This window comes from Moraxella lacunata (assembly GCF_900453205.1).
Lineage (GTDB): Bacteria > Pseudomonadota > Gammaproteobacteria > Pseudomonadales > Moraxellaceae > Moraxella > Moraxella lacunata_B.
In genome coordinates, this window is record NZ_UGQU01000001.1 from 184767 (window position 1) to 203389 (window position 18623).

The following is an 18623-nucleotide window of genomic DNA, read 5'->3' on the forward strand; positions in this document are numbered from 1 at the left end:
GTATAGGGGCAAATTGCAATTTACCCTATACTAAAAGAAGGATTTACCATGAAACTTATCTTTATCCGACACGGACAAGCAACCGCCTATTGTGCTGATGACGCGGGGCGTAATTTGACCGAATTTGGGCAAGCTCAGGCAAGCCAGACTGCCATGCATCTCACCGAGCGATATAGCCTTGACATGATTGTCGCCAGTCCCTTTAATCGTGCCGACCAAACCGCCAAAATCTTGCAAAATACCGCAACTGGCCAAGGGCAAAGCCCCACGTTCATCACGCTAGGTAGCATTACTCCTGATGATGATCCTGTGGCAGGCGTGGCGGACATTGAGCGAATTGTTACATCACACTATGGACATGAGCATGACAAGACGATAGCGGTGGTGTGCCACATGCCAATAGTCGCTCGTATGGTCGCCCATTTGGACGCAGATGGCTTGCCACCGCCGATGTTTGACTTGGCGGAATATCGGGTCATGACAGCCGATGTCATCGCCCAAGGTCTAGCACGTCAAAGTGAGAGATTCTCGCCTGTGCAACCTTGATGGACTGATAACATAACCGCTACTTATTTGGGTGGCGGTTTTTAATGGTAAAAAGGCGGTCGAAAGTCAATCATGAGTGATATTCAATCTTTTAACAGAATGTGTTATAATGTCAAAAGATGTATTTATCCATTTTGAGAAACCCATGTCATATAGCTTACTTCGCCCTTATCTATTTTCCATGCAACCTGAAAAAGCTCACGAATGGACGCTTGAAAATTTAGAGCGATTGCACAAAGCACATCTGCTTGGGTTTGCTTATCCACGCCAGTCAATGCCGACCAACTGCATGGGCATTAGCCTGATGAACCCTGTGGGACTGGCGGCAGGGCTTGATAAGAATGGCGAGTATATTGACGCCTTGGCTGAGCTTGGCTTTGGTTTTTTGGAGATTGGTACAGTCACGCCACAACCGCAGGCGGGCAATCCACGCCCGAGAATGTTCCGTTTGGCGGACAGTGGGGCGATTATCAATCGCATGGGCTTTAATAACGATGGCGTGGATAAGATGATTGCCAATATTGAGCGTGCCAAATACAAAGGCGTGCTTGGTATTAACATCGGCAAAAATGCGACCACGCCTGTTGAGAATGCCTTGGATGATTATGTGTACTGCTTGGAGCGGGTTTATCCGTACGCCAGTTATATCACCATTAACATTTCTAGCCCCAACACCGCCAATTTGCGAAGCCTACAAGGGGCATCCGAGCTGGCTCATCTGTTAGATGGCATCAAGACTTGCCATACAAAACTGGCAAACGAGCATGGCTACTATGTGCCACTTGCCCTAAAAATCGCCCCTGATTTGAACGAGAGCCAAATAGATGACATCGCTAAAAATCTCACCAACTTTGACATTGATGGGCTGATTGCCACGAATACCACGTTATCACGGGTGGGTGTCGAAGACCAAGAGCATGCCCATGAAGATGGTGGGTTGTCAGGTAGACCGCTTAGTCATCAAAGCACGTTGGTGCTAACGGCATTTGCTGAGCGACTGTCGGGCAAGGTGGATTTGATTGGGGTGGGCGGTATTGACACGGGCGATTTGGCGGTGCGTAAGCTGAGTGCAGGAGCGACCGCCGTACAGCTGTACTCAGGACTGGTTTATAAAGGTCCTTCGCTCGTGCAGGACTGCGTGCAAAGCATTGCCAACTACAAAGAGCGTGCCTTGGTTGTGGTGGATAAATCTGATGATTTAGATAAAGACGTGAATGATAACGACTTGGACAAAAATACTTCGGGTGAGCCGAATAAAGCATGAGTATTCTTGATATTGGTATCGCCTTTATGGTGTTTGTTGGACTGTGGCGTGGTTTTCAAGCAGGGGCGATTAAGACAGCGATGTCACTGGTGGCGTGGTTTGTCGCACTCATTGTGGCGTCAGCGCTTGCCAAAGAGTTCTCGCCTTTGTTCGTGGGTGTGGTTGATAACGAAGTCTTGCAGATTTCGCTGGCATTTTTGGTGATTGTGCTGATTATTGTGAGTATCACGCACGTTATCTCGTGGCTGGCATTAAAAACCTTAAAATTTTTAAAATTGGGCTTTTTGGATAACATTTTGGGTGGTATCTTGGGGGCAGGTAAGGGCGTGTTAAAAGTGCTGATTATCCTAAGTATTGCATCCCCCTTGCTTATTAAACTACCCCAATGGCAAGAATCCATTCTCGCCCAAAACTTACTTCCCCTTGCCCCTGTGGCACAGGCGTTATTGACCGAAGTGCTTGGTGAAGCATGGAATCAAGTAGAAAATCCGTATCAATAGGGCGGATTTTTTAATGCAAAAAATTTGTTAAAAATCTGTATCAGCATTAAATCTTTTTAACCTAATTGGCGTGTTGCCAAACTTTTGGAGTGAACAACTATGTGTGGTGTGATTGGTGTGTGTGCCCATGAGCCTGTGGGTCAGATGTTATATGATGGCTTGACCATGTTACAACATCGAGGGCAGGACGCGGCAGGGATAGTAACCCTAAAAGATGACCGCCTGTATCTGCGTAAAGACAACGGCATGGTGCGAGATGTGTTTTTAAATAAGCATATGGTGCGTTTGGTGGGGAATTTTGGTATCGGGCATGTTCGCTATCCGACCGCAGGTACATCAAGCACGGCAGAAGCTCAGCCTTTATACGTCAATTCTCCCTATGGCATTGCCTTGGCACACAACGGCAACCTAACCAATGCCGAAACCCTTGCCAAAGAAGTCTATGAGCATGACCGCCGTCATTTGAACACCGATTCGGACTCGGAAGTGCTACTTAACATTTTTGCTCATGAATTGCAAAAATTCACTAAAACCAAACTTGCCCCCGATGACATTTTTACCGCCTTACAAGCTGTCTATGACCGCTGTCAAGGGGCGTATGGCGTGGTGGCAATGATAGCAGGGCATGGCATGCTGGCGTTTAGAGACCCTAACGGCATTCGCCCACTGGTCTATGGTCGCCGTCTGACCCCCGCTGGCGTGGAGTACATGGTGGCGTCGGAGTCGGTGGCACTGACTGCGTTGGGCTTTGAAGTGGTGCGAGACATCAACCCCGGTGAAGCGATTTTCATTGATTTAAATTATAACCTGTATACCAAACAATGCACCGACAAAATCAAGCACACGCCTTGTATCTTTGAATATGTCTATTTTGCCCGTCCTGACAGTATCATCGATAATATCTCGGTGCATAAGGCTCGCATGCGGATGGGCGAAAAGCTTGCCCAAAAAATCATCGCAGAATGGGGTGATGAGCATGGCATTGACGTGGTCATTCCCATTCCTGATACATCTCGCAACTCGGCACTAGAATGTGCCACTCATTTGGGCGTGAAATACCGTGAGGGCTTTAACAAAAACCGCTATATCGGGCGTACCTTTATCATGCCTGGGCAGTCCATGCGTAAAAAGAGCGTCCGCCAAAAGCTAAATGCCATTCCTTTGGAATTTAAAAACAAAAACGTCCTATTGGTGGATGATTCTATCGTGCGTGGGACGACCTGCCATGAGATTATTCAGATGGCACGAGATGCTGGGGCGAAAAACGTCTTTTTTGCGTCTGTTGCCCCACCAGTGATTTTCCCGAATGTCTATGGCATTGACATGCCAGTGCGGAGTGAGCTGATTTCATCGGGGCGTACGGTTGATGAAGTGCGTGAGATTATCGGGGCTGACCGATTGATTTTCCAAGATTTGGATGATTTGGTGGAGGCGGTGAATAACACTAAATATAGTCGTGTTGATGGCTTTGACTGCTCGGTGTTTGACGGCTGTTATGTGGCGGGGCAGATTACCGAAGAGTACTTACAAGAGCTACAAGCCAAACGCAATGACGGTGCCAAAAAACAGCAAGTGGCAAATAACCCTGTGGACATTACAGGGATCATGGAATAAATCAATGGTTTGTAAAAACAGGTCTTGACGGATAAGACCTGTTTTTATTTATAGATAAATCACCAGCCCTTTATAAAAAGCTAAAAATTAAGCCTGCTAATTAGGGTGTGCCTGCCATTGGGCTGATGGAATTATTATTAGCAAATCACATTCGCTCTGTGATAAGTATTGACTTTTGGGTGAATTGCAATTTGTCCCATACGTCCAAATTTTAAAAATATATCTGGCATTGTTAAATAAAAATATATTTTAAAATTTGGACGTGTAGGGGCGAATCACATTCGCCCAAAAATCAACACTTTATCACAGGGCAAATGTAATTTGCCCCTACAAATTTATCCAAAGGTATAATTAATTAACAATACCATATATCTTTATTGAACAATACCAAATGTTAATTTTCAATATCTATTTGGCTATTAAAAATTTGATACAACTCATCTTTCTTTTTTTGGGTCTGGTATTTTATCTAATAAATCTCTTGATTTTTGAATATACTCCATATTTCCAGCATCTATTTCAGACAGATAGTAAGACAAAATTTCTTTGGTATTGTCTTTTTTGTTATAGTTATTTTTCTTAATTTCTTCTTTTGCTTTTTTGGCAATATAAGAAAAGCAATTTGTTACCTTATCATTGTCGTAATTATTGATTTTCATAAGTTGGCATTTATAAATAAGTAACCAATGATCGGGGTTTTTCCTAAGAACTTCATCAATAAAATCTATGGCTTTATGAACATCTGTTAATGTATATATTTGCAATAATGCTTTGTACTTTTCATTCTCATCATTCATGCGATCTGCTTCTGGCACCAAGTCCAACAACAGTCTTTTCGTTTTTTCGTCATCATCAATGACGCCATTTATTGCGATGTCATTTATTTTTTGTATGACATAACGGTCGTACTCGTCTTTATTAGTAGCATTAATTTTTGAAGTGACATGATGCTCCGTTTTATCATAACCGCAAGATAACAATGAAGTCATTAATATTGCTATAATAATAAATTTCATTATATTTTCTCCGTATTAATATAAAAAGCCTAACCACTCATAAGAGTAATAGACTGCTTATTCTTGTGGTGAGCAGTCTTTTAGTTTTTATATAGGTTTATTTGCGGTATTTATCTTGGGTATTATAAATAATGGGAGTGTATCTACATCTTTCATTTTTCGGCAGTGGTTCAAAAAGTATGCTGTAACAAAAACTAAAAAGACAACTTAACCAAACAGTGGTAATTTACGGTTATGAAGACGACAATTACCATTACTTGCCCAAGTTGCCTATGTCATAGTATAAAGAAAAATGGCGTAAAAAGCTATGGCAAACAAAATTATTTTTGTAAAAATTGCCACAGACAGTTTGTCCAACAGTCAGAACTAAGCTACAAGGGCTGTTATTCGCACATAGACAACAAAATACGCTTAATGCTTGCTCGTGGTAGCATTGCAGATATTGTGGTAATTGAACAAGTGAGCAAAGCAAAGGTGCTAAGTGTACTCACAAACAGCAACCACAAAATCAAACCCAAACAACAACATTACGACACCTTAGAAGTAGATGAGTTTTGGACTTATGTTGGTAACAAGAAAAACAAAGTTTGGCTCATCTATGCTTATGACAAAGGCACAGGTGAGATTGTTGCTTTTGTGTGGGGCAAACGAAACCTTGCTACTGCCAAAAAACTCAAAATACAACTTACCCAACTAGGCATTACTTTCAACAAAATTGCTTGTGATGATTGGGATAGCTTTTTAACTGCCTTTAAGCACTCTTTAAAACAAGTTGGTAAACGCTTTACTGTGGGTATTGAAGGCAATAACACCAGACTGAGAACCTTCGTCAGGCGAGCATTTAGGAGAACTTGCTGTTTTTCTAAAAAGCTAGAAAACCATTTCAAAGCATTTGAGTTGGTGTTTCATTATATTAACTATGGTTGGGTTTAGCATACTTTTTAGACCAGAGTCCATTTTTTATAAAAAGCCAAAAATCAAGCCTATCAATTAATAGGCTTGATTTTAAAATCACAACTTACACGCCCCGCCTGCACAGCCGTCATCTAACTCGCCTTGGCTGTCGTCTGCTCCGTCTCGGGTATTGTGATAATATAGGGTTTTTACGCCCAGTTTATAAGCGGTAAGCAGGTCTTGAATCATGATTTTCATGGGGACTTTTCCGCCTTCAAACTTACTGGGGTCATAGTTGGTGTTGGCAGAGATGGACTGGTCGATGAATTTTTGCATGATGCCAACGAGTTTTAGGTAGCCGTTATTGTCAGGCATTTGCCATAACAGCTCGTATTTATTTGCCAAATTCTCAATGTCAGGTACGACTTGTTTTAAAATGCCGTCTTTGGACTGCTTGACCGACACCAAGCCCCGTGGCGGTTCGATACCGTTGGTGGCGTTGGCAATCTGGCTAGATGTCTCAGATGGCATGAGAGCCGACAAGGTGGAGTTACGCAGACCGTGCTGTTTGATGTTGGCACGCAGAGCTTCCCAGTCTAGGTGTAGTGGCTCATTGCAGATGTTATCCAAATCCGCCTTATAGGTATCAATCGGCAAAATACCTTGGCTGTATGTCGTCTCGCCGAAGGCAGGGCAAGCCCCTTTTTCTTGGGCAAGTTTGTTGGATGCTTCTAGCAGATAATACTGGAACGCTTCAAAAGTACGGTGGGTTAGCCCAATCGCCCCCATGTCCGAGTAGCGTGTGCCGTTTTTGGCAAGATAGTAAGCGTAGTTAATCACACCCACACCGAGTGTACGACGGTTCATGCTACCATTTTTGGCGGCGATGACAGGATAGTCTTGATAGTCAAGCAAAGCGTCCAAGGCACGCACAATCAGTTCGGCAGGCTCCCTCATCTCTTCTAGCTTGTCAATCTTGCCTAGATTGATGGCGGACAACGTACATAGGGCAATCTCGCCATGCTTATCATTGATATTGTCAAGCGGTTTGGTGGGTAGGGCGATTTCCATGCATAGGTTGGATTGGCGAACAGGGGCGACAGATGGGTCAAAGGGGCTGTGCGTGTTGCAGTGGTCTACGTTCTGAACATAGATACGCCCCGTGCTAGCACGCTCTTGGAGCATGAGACTAAACAGCTCACGGGCAGGGATTTTGCGTTTGCGAACGCTCTCGTCATTTTCATATAGGGTGTAGAGACGTTCAAATTCGGCTTGGTCAGCAAAAAATGCGTCGTAAAGCCCTGCCACATCAGATGGGGAGAATAGGGTGATGTCTTCGTTTTTGATGAGTCGGGTGTAGAGTGTTTTGTTAATCTGTACGCCATAATCCATGTGACGGACGCGGTTGTCCTCGACGCCACGGTTGTTTTTTAGGACAAGCAGACTTTCCACTTCTAAATGCCAAAGTGGATAAAACAAAGTCGCTGCCCCGCCACGCACGCCGCCTTGTGAGCAGGACTTAACCGCCGCTTGGAACATTTTAAAAAAGGGAATACAGCCCGTGTGCTGAGCTTCACCGCCACGAATGGGTGAGCCTAACGCACGAATCGCCCCTGCATTCACGCCAATACCCGCACGCTGTGAGACATAGCGGACGATGGCGGACGTGGTGGCGTTGATGCTGTCTAGGTTGTCGCCACATTCGATGAGTACGCATGAGCTAAACTGACGGGTGGGGGTGCGCACGCCTGCCATAATGGGGGTAGGCAGTGAGATGTAGAAGTTGGATGTAGCGTCATAAAAACGCTTGACGTAGTCCAGTCGCACCGCTTTATCATAGCTGGCAAATAGGCACATGCCGACCAAAATGTACAAAAACTGGGGGCTTTCATAGACTTTTTTGGTGACACGGTCTTGGACGAGATATTTGCCCATCATCTGCTCAACCGCCGCATAGGCAAGGTTCATGTCACGTTCGTGGTCGATGTAGGCGTTTAGTTCATCAAATTCGGCACGGTCATAATCTGCCAAAATATGCTTGTCGTATTTGCCCATTTCGGTCAAGCGAGCGACATGGTCGTATAGATGTGGCGGTTCATAGTCGCCATAGGCAATCTTACGTAGATGAAAAATGGCAAGACGAGCCGCCAGATATTGATAATCAGGCGTTTCGGCTGAAATCAAGTCTGCCGCCGCCTTGATGATGGTTTCATGAATGTCACGGGTGGCAATGCCATCATAAAACTGAATGTGGGATTTTAGTTCCACTTGCGACACAGAGACATTATCAAGTCCTTTGGATGCCCATGTGATGACCTTGTGAATCTTGTCAAGATTGATGGGTTCAAAGGTACCGTCTCTTTTTTTGACTTTGATTTGGTCGATGTGTGTCATAAAATCACCCGTTTTGTTGTAAATTGTAAAAAATTACCAAATCTCAATGACTTAGCGATTTTTCTATTTAAAAATTAACCACTAGATGTAGTAATGCATTTCTAAGGTAGCACAATATAGCCTAAAAATTTTTAAAATACTAGCTTGTATTTTGTGCCAATCTGTGATTTTGTCATTTTAACCAAACTTGAAAAACGTACAGAAAAGACAGGATAAGGCTTTGAGGCTTGTCAAGAGATGGATAAAAATTTTTAAGAAAATTTTGTAAAGAAATTGGGCAAATTTTCATCAATTTGTCGGACAGATGATTGTCAGATTTTTGGTAAATTTTATAAAAATTATAAAAAACCAACCAGTCGGATTTTTTTAAAATAGGGTAAAATAGGTGTATCAATGGGTATGGATTTGTTTTTACTTGGACTATTTTTACTTGACTTTGGGATGAATTTGGCATTTAATGCAGTTTATTTGTACACATTTGGCAATCATGAATGATGACCTAAAACAGCGAACGATGGCACTTGTCAAGGCATTGGTGGTATTTGGACTGGCATACCCCCTAACCAATGCCTATACGCACGCTTTGATGTCGCACACACCAACAGCGGTGGGGACGGTGGCAAGTCGCTATGATGTCGTGCCATTTGTGGCGTGGGCGATAGTGCCTTATAGTTTATCCTTTGTACTGTTTGTGCTGAGTTTTTATGTGGTGTCGTCTGCCATGCTGTCTCGGCTGTTGCACCGTTTGGTGTTTGGGACGTTGGTGGCGTGCCTGTGCTTTTATGCTTATCCTTTGATGTTTGCCTATGATAGACCTGTCATGTCGGAGCAGTGGCGGTGGTCGTATGAGCTGTTGTCGCTCGTGGATAAGCCTTATAATCAACTGCCATCCTTGCACGCCTGCTATGCACTGCTGTTTGGGGTGAGTTTATGGCATGTGGTGCAAGGGCGGTGGCGTGGTCTGTATCGTGTGGGACTAAGCCTTATCTGTGTAGCGATAGCAGGAGCAACGCTTTTTACTTGGCAACATCACGTGGCGGACGTGGTCGCAGGACTTGGGCTTGCGGTGGCGGCATTGGTGGCGGAGCGATGGCTTCATGCCTTGCCACACACCACAGGGCGAGCGATGATGAAGTTTATCACGCTTGGGGTGCTGTGGTTTTTGGGGTGGGCAGTCGTGCCTGTCTTGGCAGGTTATCAAGGTACAGCGTGGGCGATGATGGCAAAACTTATGGGCATGTATGGCTGTTTGGGTCTGTTCTCGGTGGCGTGGCTCTATGCCAAGCCGTCATGGATAACTATTCTATTAGCCAAAGAGACGGATAAACATCATGTTGGTGCGTTTCGCCCCAGTGCGTATGGGTTGGGTTTGCCCATTATCATCATTTATCAGCTCATGTGGCGACTGGCGTGGGCGTGTCATTTTGTGTGTCACGACATTGGCAGGCGAGTGATTCACACCCAAGCGTTTACCATTATGGCAATCGGTCATCTGCCTGATGATGTGTTAGATGAGTTAAGCCAACACGCTGGGCGATATCGGCAGGTACTGTGGATAGATGTCTGTGCGGAGATGGCGTCTGATTTTGCCCATGCTAGGCTATTGGCGGATAATGAGATGGCAACAAGATGGCAATATATCAATCTTGGCGTGATGGATTTGCAGTATTTTGATGACTCTATCATGAATCATATCAAGGCATTACATGATGGTATCAAGCAAGCAGGCGAGCCTAATACGCTCATTATCTGCCAATGTGCGATGGGGCAATCTAGGAGTGTGGCGGTGATGATATGTCTGCTTGCCTTGCAACAGGGCATTTGTCCACATCGGCTGTCCGTGCAGGATAAGGAGATGATGGATTCTGTGCTGTCGTCCTATGGCAAGCACCGTGCTTGGAGGTTATTGGCATGAGCGAATATTTATTATTACTTTTAATGGCGGTTGTCTTGCTTATCATGTTGTTTATCAAATGCTTGGGCAAATGTCAGGGAGTTTATCAAACAGTGCGGTCATGGTTTTGGCTGTTGGCAGTGCTGTGGCTTGCCTTTATGCTTGGGCGATATGGCGTGGCGACATTGGGCATGCTGATGAGTGGTATCGCCCTGTGGGAGCTGTGGCGAGTGATTAAGGTGTGGACATGGCGTGATGGGCTATTTGTGGGCTGTGTCGGACTGTTTGGGCTGGCGTGGGTGTGGCTCGCCTTGACTGTCAAGCCTTTATCTGTGCTGTTGTTTGTCCTATTTGCGGTGCAGGTTTGTGATGTGTGCCAATATCTCATGGGGCGAGCCTTTGGTCATCGCCTGTTTGCCAGTAAACTTGCCCCCAATCTTAGCCCTAATAAGACCATTGAAGGGGCAGTGTTTGGCGTGCTGTTGATGATGGTGCTAAGCCTGCCTGTGGGGCGAGTTTTGACTGATTTTGGCATGGGTCAGTTGGTACTACCGGCGGTGTCGCTTGGGGCGTGCGGTATTGTTGGCGATTTGTTAGAATCGAGCGTCAAACGCCGTCATCAGGTCAAGGACATGGGGGCGTGGCTGGCAGGGCATGGCGGACTTTTAGATAGAATGGACAGCCTATTGGTGAGCGTGCCACTATTTGCGGTCTTGATGGTGGTACTGTAATTGCATGATTTTGGCAAGTAAGGGGCGAGGCAGGGTGGTCAGGAGCTTGACGATGGCTTTCATGGGTCTGGGAAAGATGTGTAGGGCGATGTCGTTATGGATGGCGTGAATGATTTGATGGACGGTTTCTTGTTCGCTGATTAAAAAGGGCTTATCCGCTCGTCCGCCATGCAACTGCCTTAATGTCGCTGTATCCACATAACCACAAGCGATGGCGATGACTTGTATGCCCAATGGAGCAAGTGCCATGCGATAGGCAAGCGTGTCTTGTATCATCGCACGCTTGCAGTGAGCGTATAGGCTTGCCCCTTGAAAATCAAATAGCCCTGCCACAGATGAGATGGCAACCAAGCTTGTGGGCGTGGCAGGCGTGGTGTGATGAATGGTTTGTTTTGCTTGAACCTGTTTTTCGTGAATCAGACGCTCACTTGCCCAAGCAAACACCGCTTGAAAGGCTTGCAAATTTAGCATGAGCATATCATGGCTTTCATTGGCACTAAGGGCTTGTTTGCGTTCGGGATAATATTTACCAATGCTATAAATCAGCTGAGAAAAAGGCGTATCTAGCCGTTTCAAGAGTTCATCTCGCTGAGTACGACAGCGGACATCACAGCAGATGGCGGTGATGTTGTCAAGCTCTAAGATGGCTTGTACTTTGTGGGGATTGCTACCAATGACCGTAACCAGATTGCCTTGACGGGCGTGCCATTTGGCAAGGGCAAGACCAATACCGCTCGTACCGCCAAAGATGATTATGGTTTGGGGGGTGTTCATTTATTTATGCCTTTTAATTTAATATAAATAATTGATTTATAGAGTAAAATTTAACTTTCTCTTAAAATAATTACTCAATTCACTCATCACAACGCAGTCCCACATCATAGCCATAGGCAAACTGCTCGGCAGTGATTTGGACAAAAGTAGTAAAATCATGATGATATGCCAAAATACGCCCTTGTCCAAGACTGGGTTTTTTGTCAAATAAAGGGCGGACACGGCGATAATCTTTGGTATCTAAATGGCGTATTTGGGGGTTATTTGCCATATAATCATGCACATCTTGCAGGCGAGCATTGGGCGAAAAGCCAAAGACGTGATGAATGGCAGGTTCGGCAAGTACACGGTCAAAGGGAGATTTTGGTTCGGCATACACCACATCGGCAAGCTGACAGGCAAGCTCAATGGGCGTCAAATCGATGACTCCGCCCATAAGACAGCGGTCATCATGACATAGGGGCGGTAAATAATACATGTCTGTGATGGACGCACGCACCATGACGGACAAGGGCAGATTGGTCAAATGATAATCGGCACAAATGAGCGGTGAGTAGCGTGCCATGATGTTGGTTGGGGTTAGCTCTTCAAGGGCTTGCCAAAGCAGGGGGTTTGACGTCCACAGTAGTCCTTGCCATTGATGATGGGCGTGAATACGATTCAGCTGACTGGCGAGAATCAGAACGTGTGTGGCGGACGGCCTGGAGATGGGCTCATCAAAACGCCAACAGGGCGTGTGTGTTTCGCCGTCCACATGACCGATGGCGTGATGGGTGAGGTTGCCGATGAGTTTGTCCGTCAGATGAGTGTGGCGGATAGGACGGTTAAGTAGATGAGAGAGTTGATAACCACACCAACGTTTTAGGGCAGGCATGAGATACTGCCCATAACCATCAGAGCGTTTGTCAGTAATGCTACCGATACTTTCATAAAGCAAGCGACTGTTCATCACAGTGATAAGCGACTGCCGACTTGTCTCTGGTGAATCGGACAGGGCTTCTAACAACAGGGCGGTTGCCATTGCTCCGCCACAGTTGCCAATCACCAAATCAGGTCGCCTGCCTGTATCACACAACGCCTGATAAATCCCCAAATAATAACCAAAGCGTAACCCTCCGCCTGCCATGAGTAAGGCTCGGCGGTAAAGGGGCTTTGTAAGGGGCGGTGTGGTGCTTGTGGTCATGGTTAGTCAGTCGGGAGCTTGATTGCCAAAGACACGCTAAAAATACCAAACGCATCAATTCGCATATCAATCTTTTTAAAGCCTGCCTGTGCAACCAATTGGTCAATTTCGGCTTGTGAGCGACATCGCATGACCCAATCTGTGCCTTGATGGCTGTTTAGGGTCTTGCCGATGAATTCTTGTTCGGGGTGCCACGGCTGATTGGTGTATAGCAGATAACCGCCGTCTGATAATTCTCGGTGCATACCACTTAGAGCGGTTTGGATAAGGGTGTTATCCGAGAACAATTCAAACAGCCCTGAGACGATGGCGATGTCGTTATCAGATGAGTGGTAGCTGTCAGCACAAAAAGCGTCTTGCTGGCTGATGGTCGCTCGTGATGACAGACCTTGTTTGACAGCTTTATCCTTCATGACGCTGACATTGTGCGAATCATAATCTCGTAGCGTGGCGGTCAGTGTGGGATATTTATGCAGAAGTTCAAACGCATAATAACCATTACCACTGGCGACGTCCAACAGTTTGATGGGCTGTTTGTCGGGGTGTGCGTTAAGGTGTTTGTCAATGGCAATCTCTGCCAATTCTAACAGATGAGCTTTGCGAATGCGAATGCCACGCCAACCGATGTTATTTAAATAAAAATTATCAATGAGCTTGCCCACACCGAACTTACCACGTGGTTCATTTTGATAAACCTTATCTAGCGACACGCCCGAATCAAAGCCATGTGTTACCCCCGCTGATACTCCGTCACTGACATGTCCAAAGCGTTCTATCATGAATTTGGTCATGGCAAAACTGGGGTTAAAGCCTTTTGCCATGAGTGTATCGACTTTGTCTTTACTAAAACTTTGGGCGTGTGTGGTTGGGTTGTGGGCAGATGTCAAGTCCACAGTTTGGGGCGGACTGGCAAAAAGCTCATCGGTAAATGCCAAACAGTCGGCAAAGACGTCTTGTTTATTGACTTCATGAAAAATGGCATGAAAACTTTTGGGATAATACGCCCAACGCTTAATGGGCGAACGAATGCGGTCATAAAAGGTGCGTATTGCTTCTTTGTCCACGACATAATCCTGACCTGCACACAGTATCATGGTTGGTGTGGTGATGGCACCTGCATCATCGAGCAGGCGTGCCCCTGTTTGTAGGGAGTCGATGAGCAGGTCACGAGAGATACTTGATGAGATGAGTTTGTCAGCGTGGTATTGGCTTTGGGCTTCTTTGTCGTGTGTGAGTACTTGGGCTTTGACGTAGCTTGACACACGAGACATGACCCCGAGTTTTTTGGCGACTTTGAGTGCTGGCAGGGCAAAGGGGACATACAGACGAATGGCAAGGGCAGGCGTGCCGAGTATCATGCCACGAATGTTGGGGGCGTAGTCATGTACATAAGCACTGGCAATGACCGCTCCCAAACTACTGGCGATGAGCACAATCTGCTCATCATTGGCGTGCGTTTGGGCTTTGATGGCTTTTAAAAATTCATCTAAATCACGCACCAATTGCCCAAAGCTCTCGGCATGGTCTCGCTCACCGCCTGAACGTCCGTTACCCCGTGCGTCCCATGCAAAGACTTGATAGCCCTGTTTGACGAAGGCATGAGCCATGTCGGTCAGCCTTTGTGAGTGTTCATGCCCACGATGGAGCATGACGATGATTTTTAGGTCATCACGGTCGTCATCATGGTCATAGACATGCTCTGACTTGTCGGTGAGCCAGTAGCGATAGAACATGGCCGTGCCGTCATAGCTATTAAACGTGCTGTGATATTCATGAATATTTGCTGTGCTGATGGGTTGCATGATAAATCCTTATTAACTTTGTTGGTCTTGCAAAACTACTGTTGATTTGTGGGGCGATGGCAAATGATGGCTTGGCCACGATTGATGATGGTTTTGATAAGTAACAATTGGGCGATGATAAGGATTAGGCGTTCATGGCTTAGCTCTTTATCCAGCCCCTTTATCAGTCCAAATATCCCAAGTGCCAAGGCACGGTCGCTTTTTCCCAAGGGTCCATGATTGGCACGCTCGCCCGTGAGCAGGGTTGCCATGATGGCGGTTAGCTCTGTTGCTAGCGATAGGGCGGTGATGGAGACAAGATGGGCAGGGTGATTGGTGTGTGGCAATAGCCCCAAAAAGAGTGCGGTGTCTGAGACCATATCGCCACTTTCATTGAGCCATGCCCCGAGCGTACTGGCTTGTCCGTGTTCTTTTGCCATCATGCCATCGATGGCATTCATTGCCATGCGGACAAACAGCCCTGTGGGTAGCAGATACCAATAAGCCTTATGGTGTTTTGCGTGACGGGCAATCAGATGAGCCATGATAAGGCTTAATATCACCGCCGATAGGGTGATTTGATTGGCGGTGAAGCCTTGTTTGACCAGCGTGTTACTGATGGGGCGAAGTTTGTTTTGAAACGCAGTTTTTAATTGATAAACAGACATGATATGGCTACATCATAATATAACATATTTTGTATTTTAACAAACTTTTAAAGCGGTGTGGAAATTATTTTATTTAACATAATCCTTTTTAAATTATTTATTTAGAATAAAAATTCACATCAAGTTAATCATTACATCTTTAACCATGGAGAATTGTTTTTTTGCTTAATTTCAAAATCATCTCCTTGGCGTATGCAGTTGATAGCCAACAAAAAAGCCGTCCAAAGACAGCTTTTTTACAATACCTAAATCATTTTTCAACCCATTGGCGGATTTTTTCACGTTCTTCGGGGGTGGCATTAAGCCACAGTTGCATAAAGCCGTCTAGGTTGTCCTTGGGGGCGACCATGGTTGGGGTGGTGGGCTGCGTGGGGGCTTGGTTAAGGGCAGCGATGGCTTTTTGGTTGGCTCGGGTAGCATCATCACGACCGAACAGTCCACCAATGCTGTCGCCCAGTGTTGATAAAATGCCCGTGCGACTCTCTACGGTCTGCTCAGAAGCCAACACTTTGCCATTTTGGCTGATGGCAAGGGTAGGGGCTTTGGCGTATTCTTTGGCGTCACGGTAGTTGCTTGGCTGATTTGGCATGACCAGCTGATAAGTTTGGTTGTCCGCTAGGTCGGCGGTGATGGTAACGTTACCTGATTTTAGGTAGTCATGCTCGCCACGGGGCAAGTCAAATAAGCGGTCATAGCGAGCAGTAATGACATGGCGACCAGCGTCAAGGGTAAACTCACGTTTGAGTGGTTGCAAAGCCCCGTGTTTAATCTCTTGCCCGTTGATGGCGGTCACTTTGATGTGCTCATCCACGTTCAGGCGTACCTCAGCAAAAGCAGGGATGGCAAGTGCGAGAGCGAGCAGTAGGCTTAATTTTTTCATGGTATTTCCTATTGGGTGGGGTTGGAGAAAGTGAGAAAATGCTAATTATTTAAAATCGGTAAAGCAAAATTAGCCATCCATGTCATCGATGTAGTCGCCCAACTCCAAAAGTAGAGTTTCTTTATCGATGATTTTTTTGGTGTCTTCTAAGGTTTTTTTGCTCACGGGCGTGCGTGCCAATCGTGTGAGCAGGGGCGAGATACTGTCCAGCACGCTCATCATGTCTGTGGCATTATAAGGACCATCGCTGACCAGATACTCAAAAATAACAGGGGGCAGTCGCCAGTTTTTACGTCTTAGAATGGACTTTAACATCGCCTCACGGTCGGCAGGGTTGTCGCCATCGGGCAGTTTAAAGGCAGGGGCAAGCGACAGCCGTGTGAGTAGGTCAAGCAGGTTAATGTCCAGCTCACGAGCAGGGTCGTTGGCTAGGAACACGAGCTGTTTTTGTTCACGTCTGACTTCATTAATCAGATGAAATAGTCCCTCTTGCCATTCATGACTGCGTGCTACCGCCTCGACATCGTCTAGTATCACAAGGTCGAACAGCTGTAAGCCTTGTAGGGCGGACGCGTCATCGCCCTCGCTCTCTATCATCTTGTCAAGCGATAGACTGATGGCGGTTTTGCCTGTTTTGGTGTATTCGTTATAAATGGCGAGAGCGAGATGGGATTTGCCAGAGCCTTTTTTACCATAAATAAAGATTTCAGGCAACTCACCTTGGCAGAGCTTTTGGGTGGCGATAATGACTGCTTGATAGCCCACGGACGTAAAATCCGAAAGCCGAGATTCCTCTTGTACATCAAGGTCTAGGGCGGACTGAAAAAGGTCGGTCATTAAGCTTGGTATCCCAAAGTCTGCTAGAGTCGCTCAGCGGTTTTCAACTGATTTAAAAATGTGCTATATATACCAAATTTTTAGCGGTTTTGCAAGTCATATCGCCCTAATGCTCAAAAATAATATCCTTGCCATCATGTTTGTCATGCACGCCAAATTTATCCACCAAGGTTTTGCTGGCTTCATTTAGCCCAAGGACTTCTACCGATACGCCTTTTTTGCGGTATTTCATGACGATTTTGTCAAGGGCGGATACGGCTGTTACGTCCCAAAAATGAGCATAAGTCAAATCAATGCTCACCGCTTCAGCAGGCTTATCAAAATCAAACTGAGCGACAAATCGGTCAGCACTGGCAAAAAATACCTGCCCCACCACGCCATAGGCAAGCGTGGTCTCATCTGGCGTGGGCAAGGATTGCACCGACATAAAGCGACCGATTTTGTTGGCAAAAAACAAAGACGCAAGTAGCACGCCTGCCCCCACGCCAAGGGCTAAGTTGTGGGTATATAGCACGATGGCGACCGTGGCAATCATGACAACATTAAAGCCCAAGGGGTGCGTTTTTAGCTCTTTGACCGACTGCCAATTAAACGTGCCGATGGACACCATAATCATCACCGCCACGAGTGCTGGCATGGGAATGACACTTAGTACATCGCTCAAAAATACGACCATGATCAGCAAAATCACACCCGCTAACAACGTGGATAGCCGTGTGCGACCGCCTGATTTTACGTTGATGACCGACTGCCCAATCATCGCACAGCCTGCCATACCGCCAAAAAACCCTGCTACGATGTTGGCAACCCCTTGCCCTTTGCATTCTTGGTTTTTGTCGCTTGTGGTGTCGGTCATCTCGTCCACGATGGTTGCCGTCATCAAGGATTCAAGCAGACCCACCGCTGATAGGCTTAACGCATAAGGCAAAATAATCCACAGCGTGTCCAAATTTAAAGGAATGTCAGGCAATAAAAACACAGGCAACGTATCAGGCAACTCACCCATGTCGCCCACCGTCCGTACATCAAGCCCCATCATCACGCTGATGACGGTCAAGGCGACAATGGTAACAAGGGGCGATGGCAGGATTTTGCCAAGTTTGGGAACATAAGGAAAGGCATAAATAATCCCAAGCCCGAGTGCAATCAAGGCATAAGTTGTCATGCCACGTCCCAAAATCTCAGGCAGTTGAGCCATAAAAATCAGTATCGCCAACGCATTGACAAAGCCCACGACCACCGCACGGGCGACAAACTTCATAAGATATCCGACTTTTAAAAAGCCAAAAATGATTTGTATCACGCCTGTCAGTAGCGTGGCGGCAAGCATATATTCTAGTCCATGATTTTTGACAAGACTTGCCAAAACAAGTGCCATCGCCCCTGTGGCTGCTGAAATCATGGCGGGACGACCACCAAAAAAGCTAATCACCACCGCAATGCAAAAGGACGCATACAGCCCCACTTTGGGGTCAACCCCTGCAATGATAGAAAAGGCAATCGCTTCGGGAATGAGAGCAAGGGCGACCACAAGCCCTGACAGCACATCGCCACGGACGTTTGAGAACCATTGGTCTTTGGTAAAGTGGTTAAAAATATTCATCAGTTAAGTCAGTACAGTAGCAAAAACCGCCTATTATAGCGTAT

General features: G+C 46.1%; 15 protein-coding genes and 1 pseudogene. 7 read left to right on the forward strand and 9 right to left on the reverse strand.

Annotated features, from left to right (window positions below):
- Positions 1–48: 48 nt before the first annotated feature.
- The 4 genes and pseudogenes from DX073_RS01095 to purF all read left to right on the forward strand — a co-directional run bounded on the left by DX073_RS01095 (position 49) and on the right by purF (position 3924).
- Positions 49–546, forward strand: a complete 498-nt coding sequence (locus DX073_RS01095; RefSeq protein ID WP_115004773.1) for a SixA phosphatase family protein — start codon at positions 49–51, stop codon at positions 544–546.
- 145 nt (positions 547–691) lie between these two features.
- Positions 692–1705, forward strand: a pseudogene (locus tag DX073_RS01100) (quinone-dependent dihydroorotate dehydrogenase); the annotation flags it as partial.
- A gap of 101 nt (positions 1706–1806) precedes the next feature.
- The gene (locus tag DX073_RS01105; RefSeq protein WP_115004775.1) at positions 1807–2310 is read left to right on the forward strand and encodes a CvpA family protein; all 504 of its coding nucleotides are present in this window, start codon (positions 1807–1809) and stop codon (positions 2308–2310) included.
- 99 nt (positions 2311–2409) lie between these two features.
- Positions 2410–3924, forward strand: coding sequence for an amidophosphoribosyltransferase (gene purF, locus DX073_RS01110; protein ID WP_115004777.1), 1515 nt, complete (start codon positions 2410–2412; stop codon positions 3922–3924).
- 437 nt (positions 3925–4361) lie between these two features.
- On the opposite strand, the gene DX073_RS01115 is transcribed toward purF, so the two are convergent.
- Positions 4362–4940 (reverse strand): hypothetical protein, encoded by a 579-nt coding sequence (locus DX073_RS01115; protein WP_115004779.1) that lies wholly within the window; start codon positions 4938–4940, stop codon positions 4362–4364.
- Positions 4941–5174: 234 nt separating this feature from the next.
- On the opposite strand from DX073_RS01115, the gene DX073_RS01120 reads away from it, so the two are divergent.
- Positions 5175–5873 carry an IS1 family transposase gene (locus DX073_RS01120; RefSeq protein ID WP_115004781.1) on the forward strand — a complete coding sequence of 233 codons (699 nt, stop codon included), beginning with the start codon at positions 5175–5177 and terminating at the stop codon, positions 5871–5873.
- Positions 5874–5951: 78 nt separating this feature from the next.
- On the opposite strand, the gene nrdA is transcribed toward DX073_RS01120, so the two are convergent.
- Positions 5952–8228 carry a class 1a ribonucleoside-diphosphate reductase subunit alpha gene (nrdA, locus tag DX073_RS01125; protein ID WP_115004783.1) on the reverse strand — a complete coding sequence of 759 codons (2277 nt, stop codon included), beginning with the start codon at positions 8226–8228 and terminating at the stop codon, positions 5952–5954.
- 457 nt (positions 8229–8685) lie between these two features.
- Between nrdA and DX073_RS01130 the strand changes: the two genes are divergently transcribed.
- Positions 8686–10143 carry a phosphatase PAP2 family protein gene (locus DX073_RS01130; RefSeq protein WP_115004785.1) on the forward strand — a complete coding sequence of 486 codons (1458 nt, stop codon included), beginning with the start codon at positions 8686–8688 and terminating at the stop codon, positions 10141–10143.
- The gene (locus DX073_RS01135) at positions 10140–10853 is read left to right on the forward strand and encodes a phosphatidate cytidylyltransferase (RefSeq protein WP_115004787.1); all 714 of its coding nucleotides are present in this window, start codon (positions 10140–10142) and stop codon (positions 10851–10853) included. The genes DX073_RS01130 and DX073_RS01135 overlap by 4 nt, the downstream gene beginning before the upstream one ends.
- On the opposite strand, the gene DX073_RS01140 is transcribed toward DX073_RS01135, so the two are convergent.
- From DX073_RS01140 to DX073_RS01170, 7 genes are all read right to left on the reverse strand, one after another.
- The gene (locus DX073_RS01140) at positions 10824–11627 is read right to left on the reverse strand and encodes an SDR family NAD(P)-dependent oxidoreductase (protein WP_115004789.1); all 804 of its coding nucleotides are present in this window, start codon (positions 11625–11627) and stop codon (positions 10824–10826) included. The two genes, DX073_RS01135 and DX073_RS01140, sit on opposite strands and share 30 nt — an antisense overlap.
- A 79-nt stretch (positions 11628–11706) precedes the next feature.
- Complete coding sequence (locus DX073_RS01145; RefSeq protein WP_115004791.1) at positions 11707–12810, reverse strand: patatin-like phospholipase family protein; 1104 nt, start codon at positions 12808–12810, stop codon at positions 11707–11709.
- A gap of 2 nt (positions 12811–12812) precedes the next feature.
- Positions 12813–14612 (reverse strand): bifunctional alpha/beta hydrolase/class I SAM-dependent methyltransferase, encoded by a 1800-nt coding sequence (locus tag DX073_RS01150; RefSeq protein ID WP_115004793.1) that lies wholly within the window; start codon positions 14610–14612, stop codon positions 12813–12815.
- 35 nt (positions 14613–14647) lie between these two features.
- Positions 14648–15259, reverse strand: a complete 612-nt coding sequence (locus DX073_RS01155; RefSeq protein ID WP_115004794.1) for a CDP-alcohol phosphatidyltransferase family protein — start codon at positions 15257–15259, stop codon at positions 14648–14650.
- A gap of 250 nt (positions 15260–15509) precedes the next feature.
- Positions 15510–16139 carry a DUF2057 domain-containing protein gene (locus DX073_RS01160; protein ID WP_115004797.1) on the reverse strand — a complete coding sequence of 210 codons (630 nt, stop codon included), beginning with the start codon at positions 16137–16139 and terminating at the stop codon, positions 15510–15512.
- A 69-nt stretch (positions 16140–16208) separates the two neighbouring features.
- Positions 16209–16976 (reverse strand): DnaA ATPase domain-containing protein, encoded by a 768-nt coding sequence (locus tag DX073_RS01165; RefSeq protein WP_078274783.1) that lies wholly within the window; start codon positions 16974–16976, stop codon positions 16209–16211.
- Between the two features lie 106 nt (positions 16977–17082).
- Positions 17083–18579, reverse strand: a complete 1497-nt coding sequence (locus tag DX073_RS01170) for a SulP family inorganic anion transporter (RefSeq protein ID WP_115004799.1) — start codon at positions 18577–18579, stop codon at positions 17083–17085.
- Positions 18580–18623 lie beyond the last annotated feature (44 nt).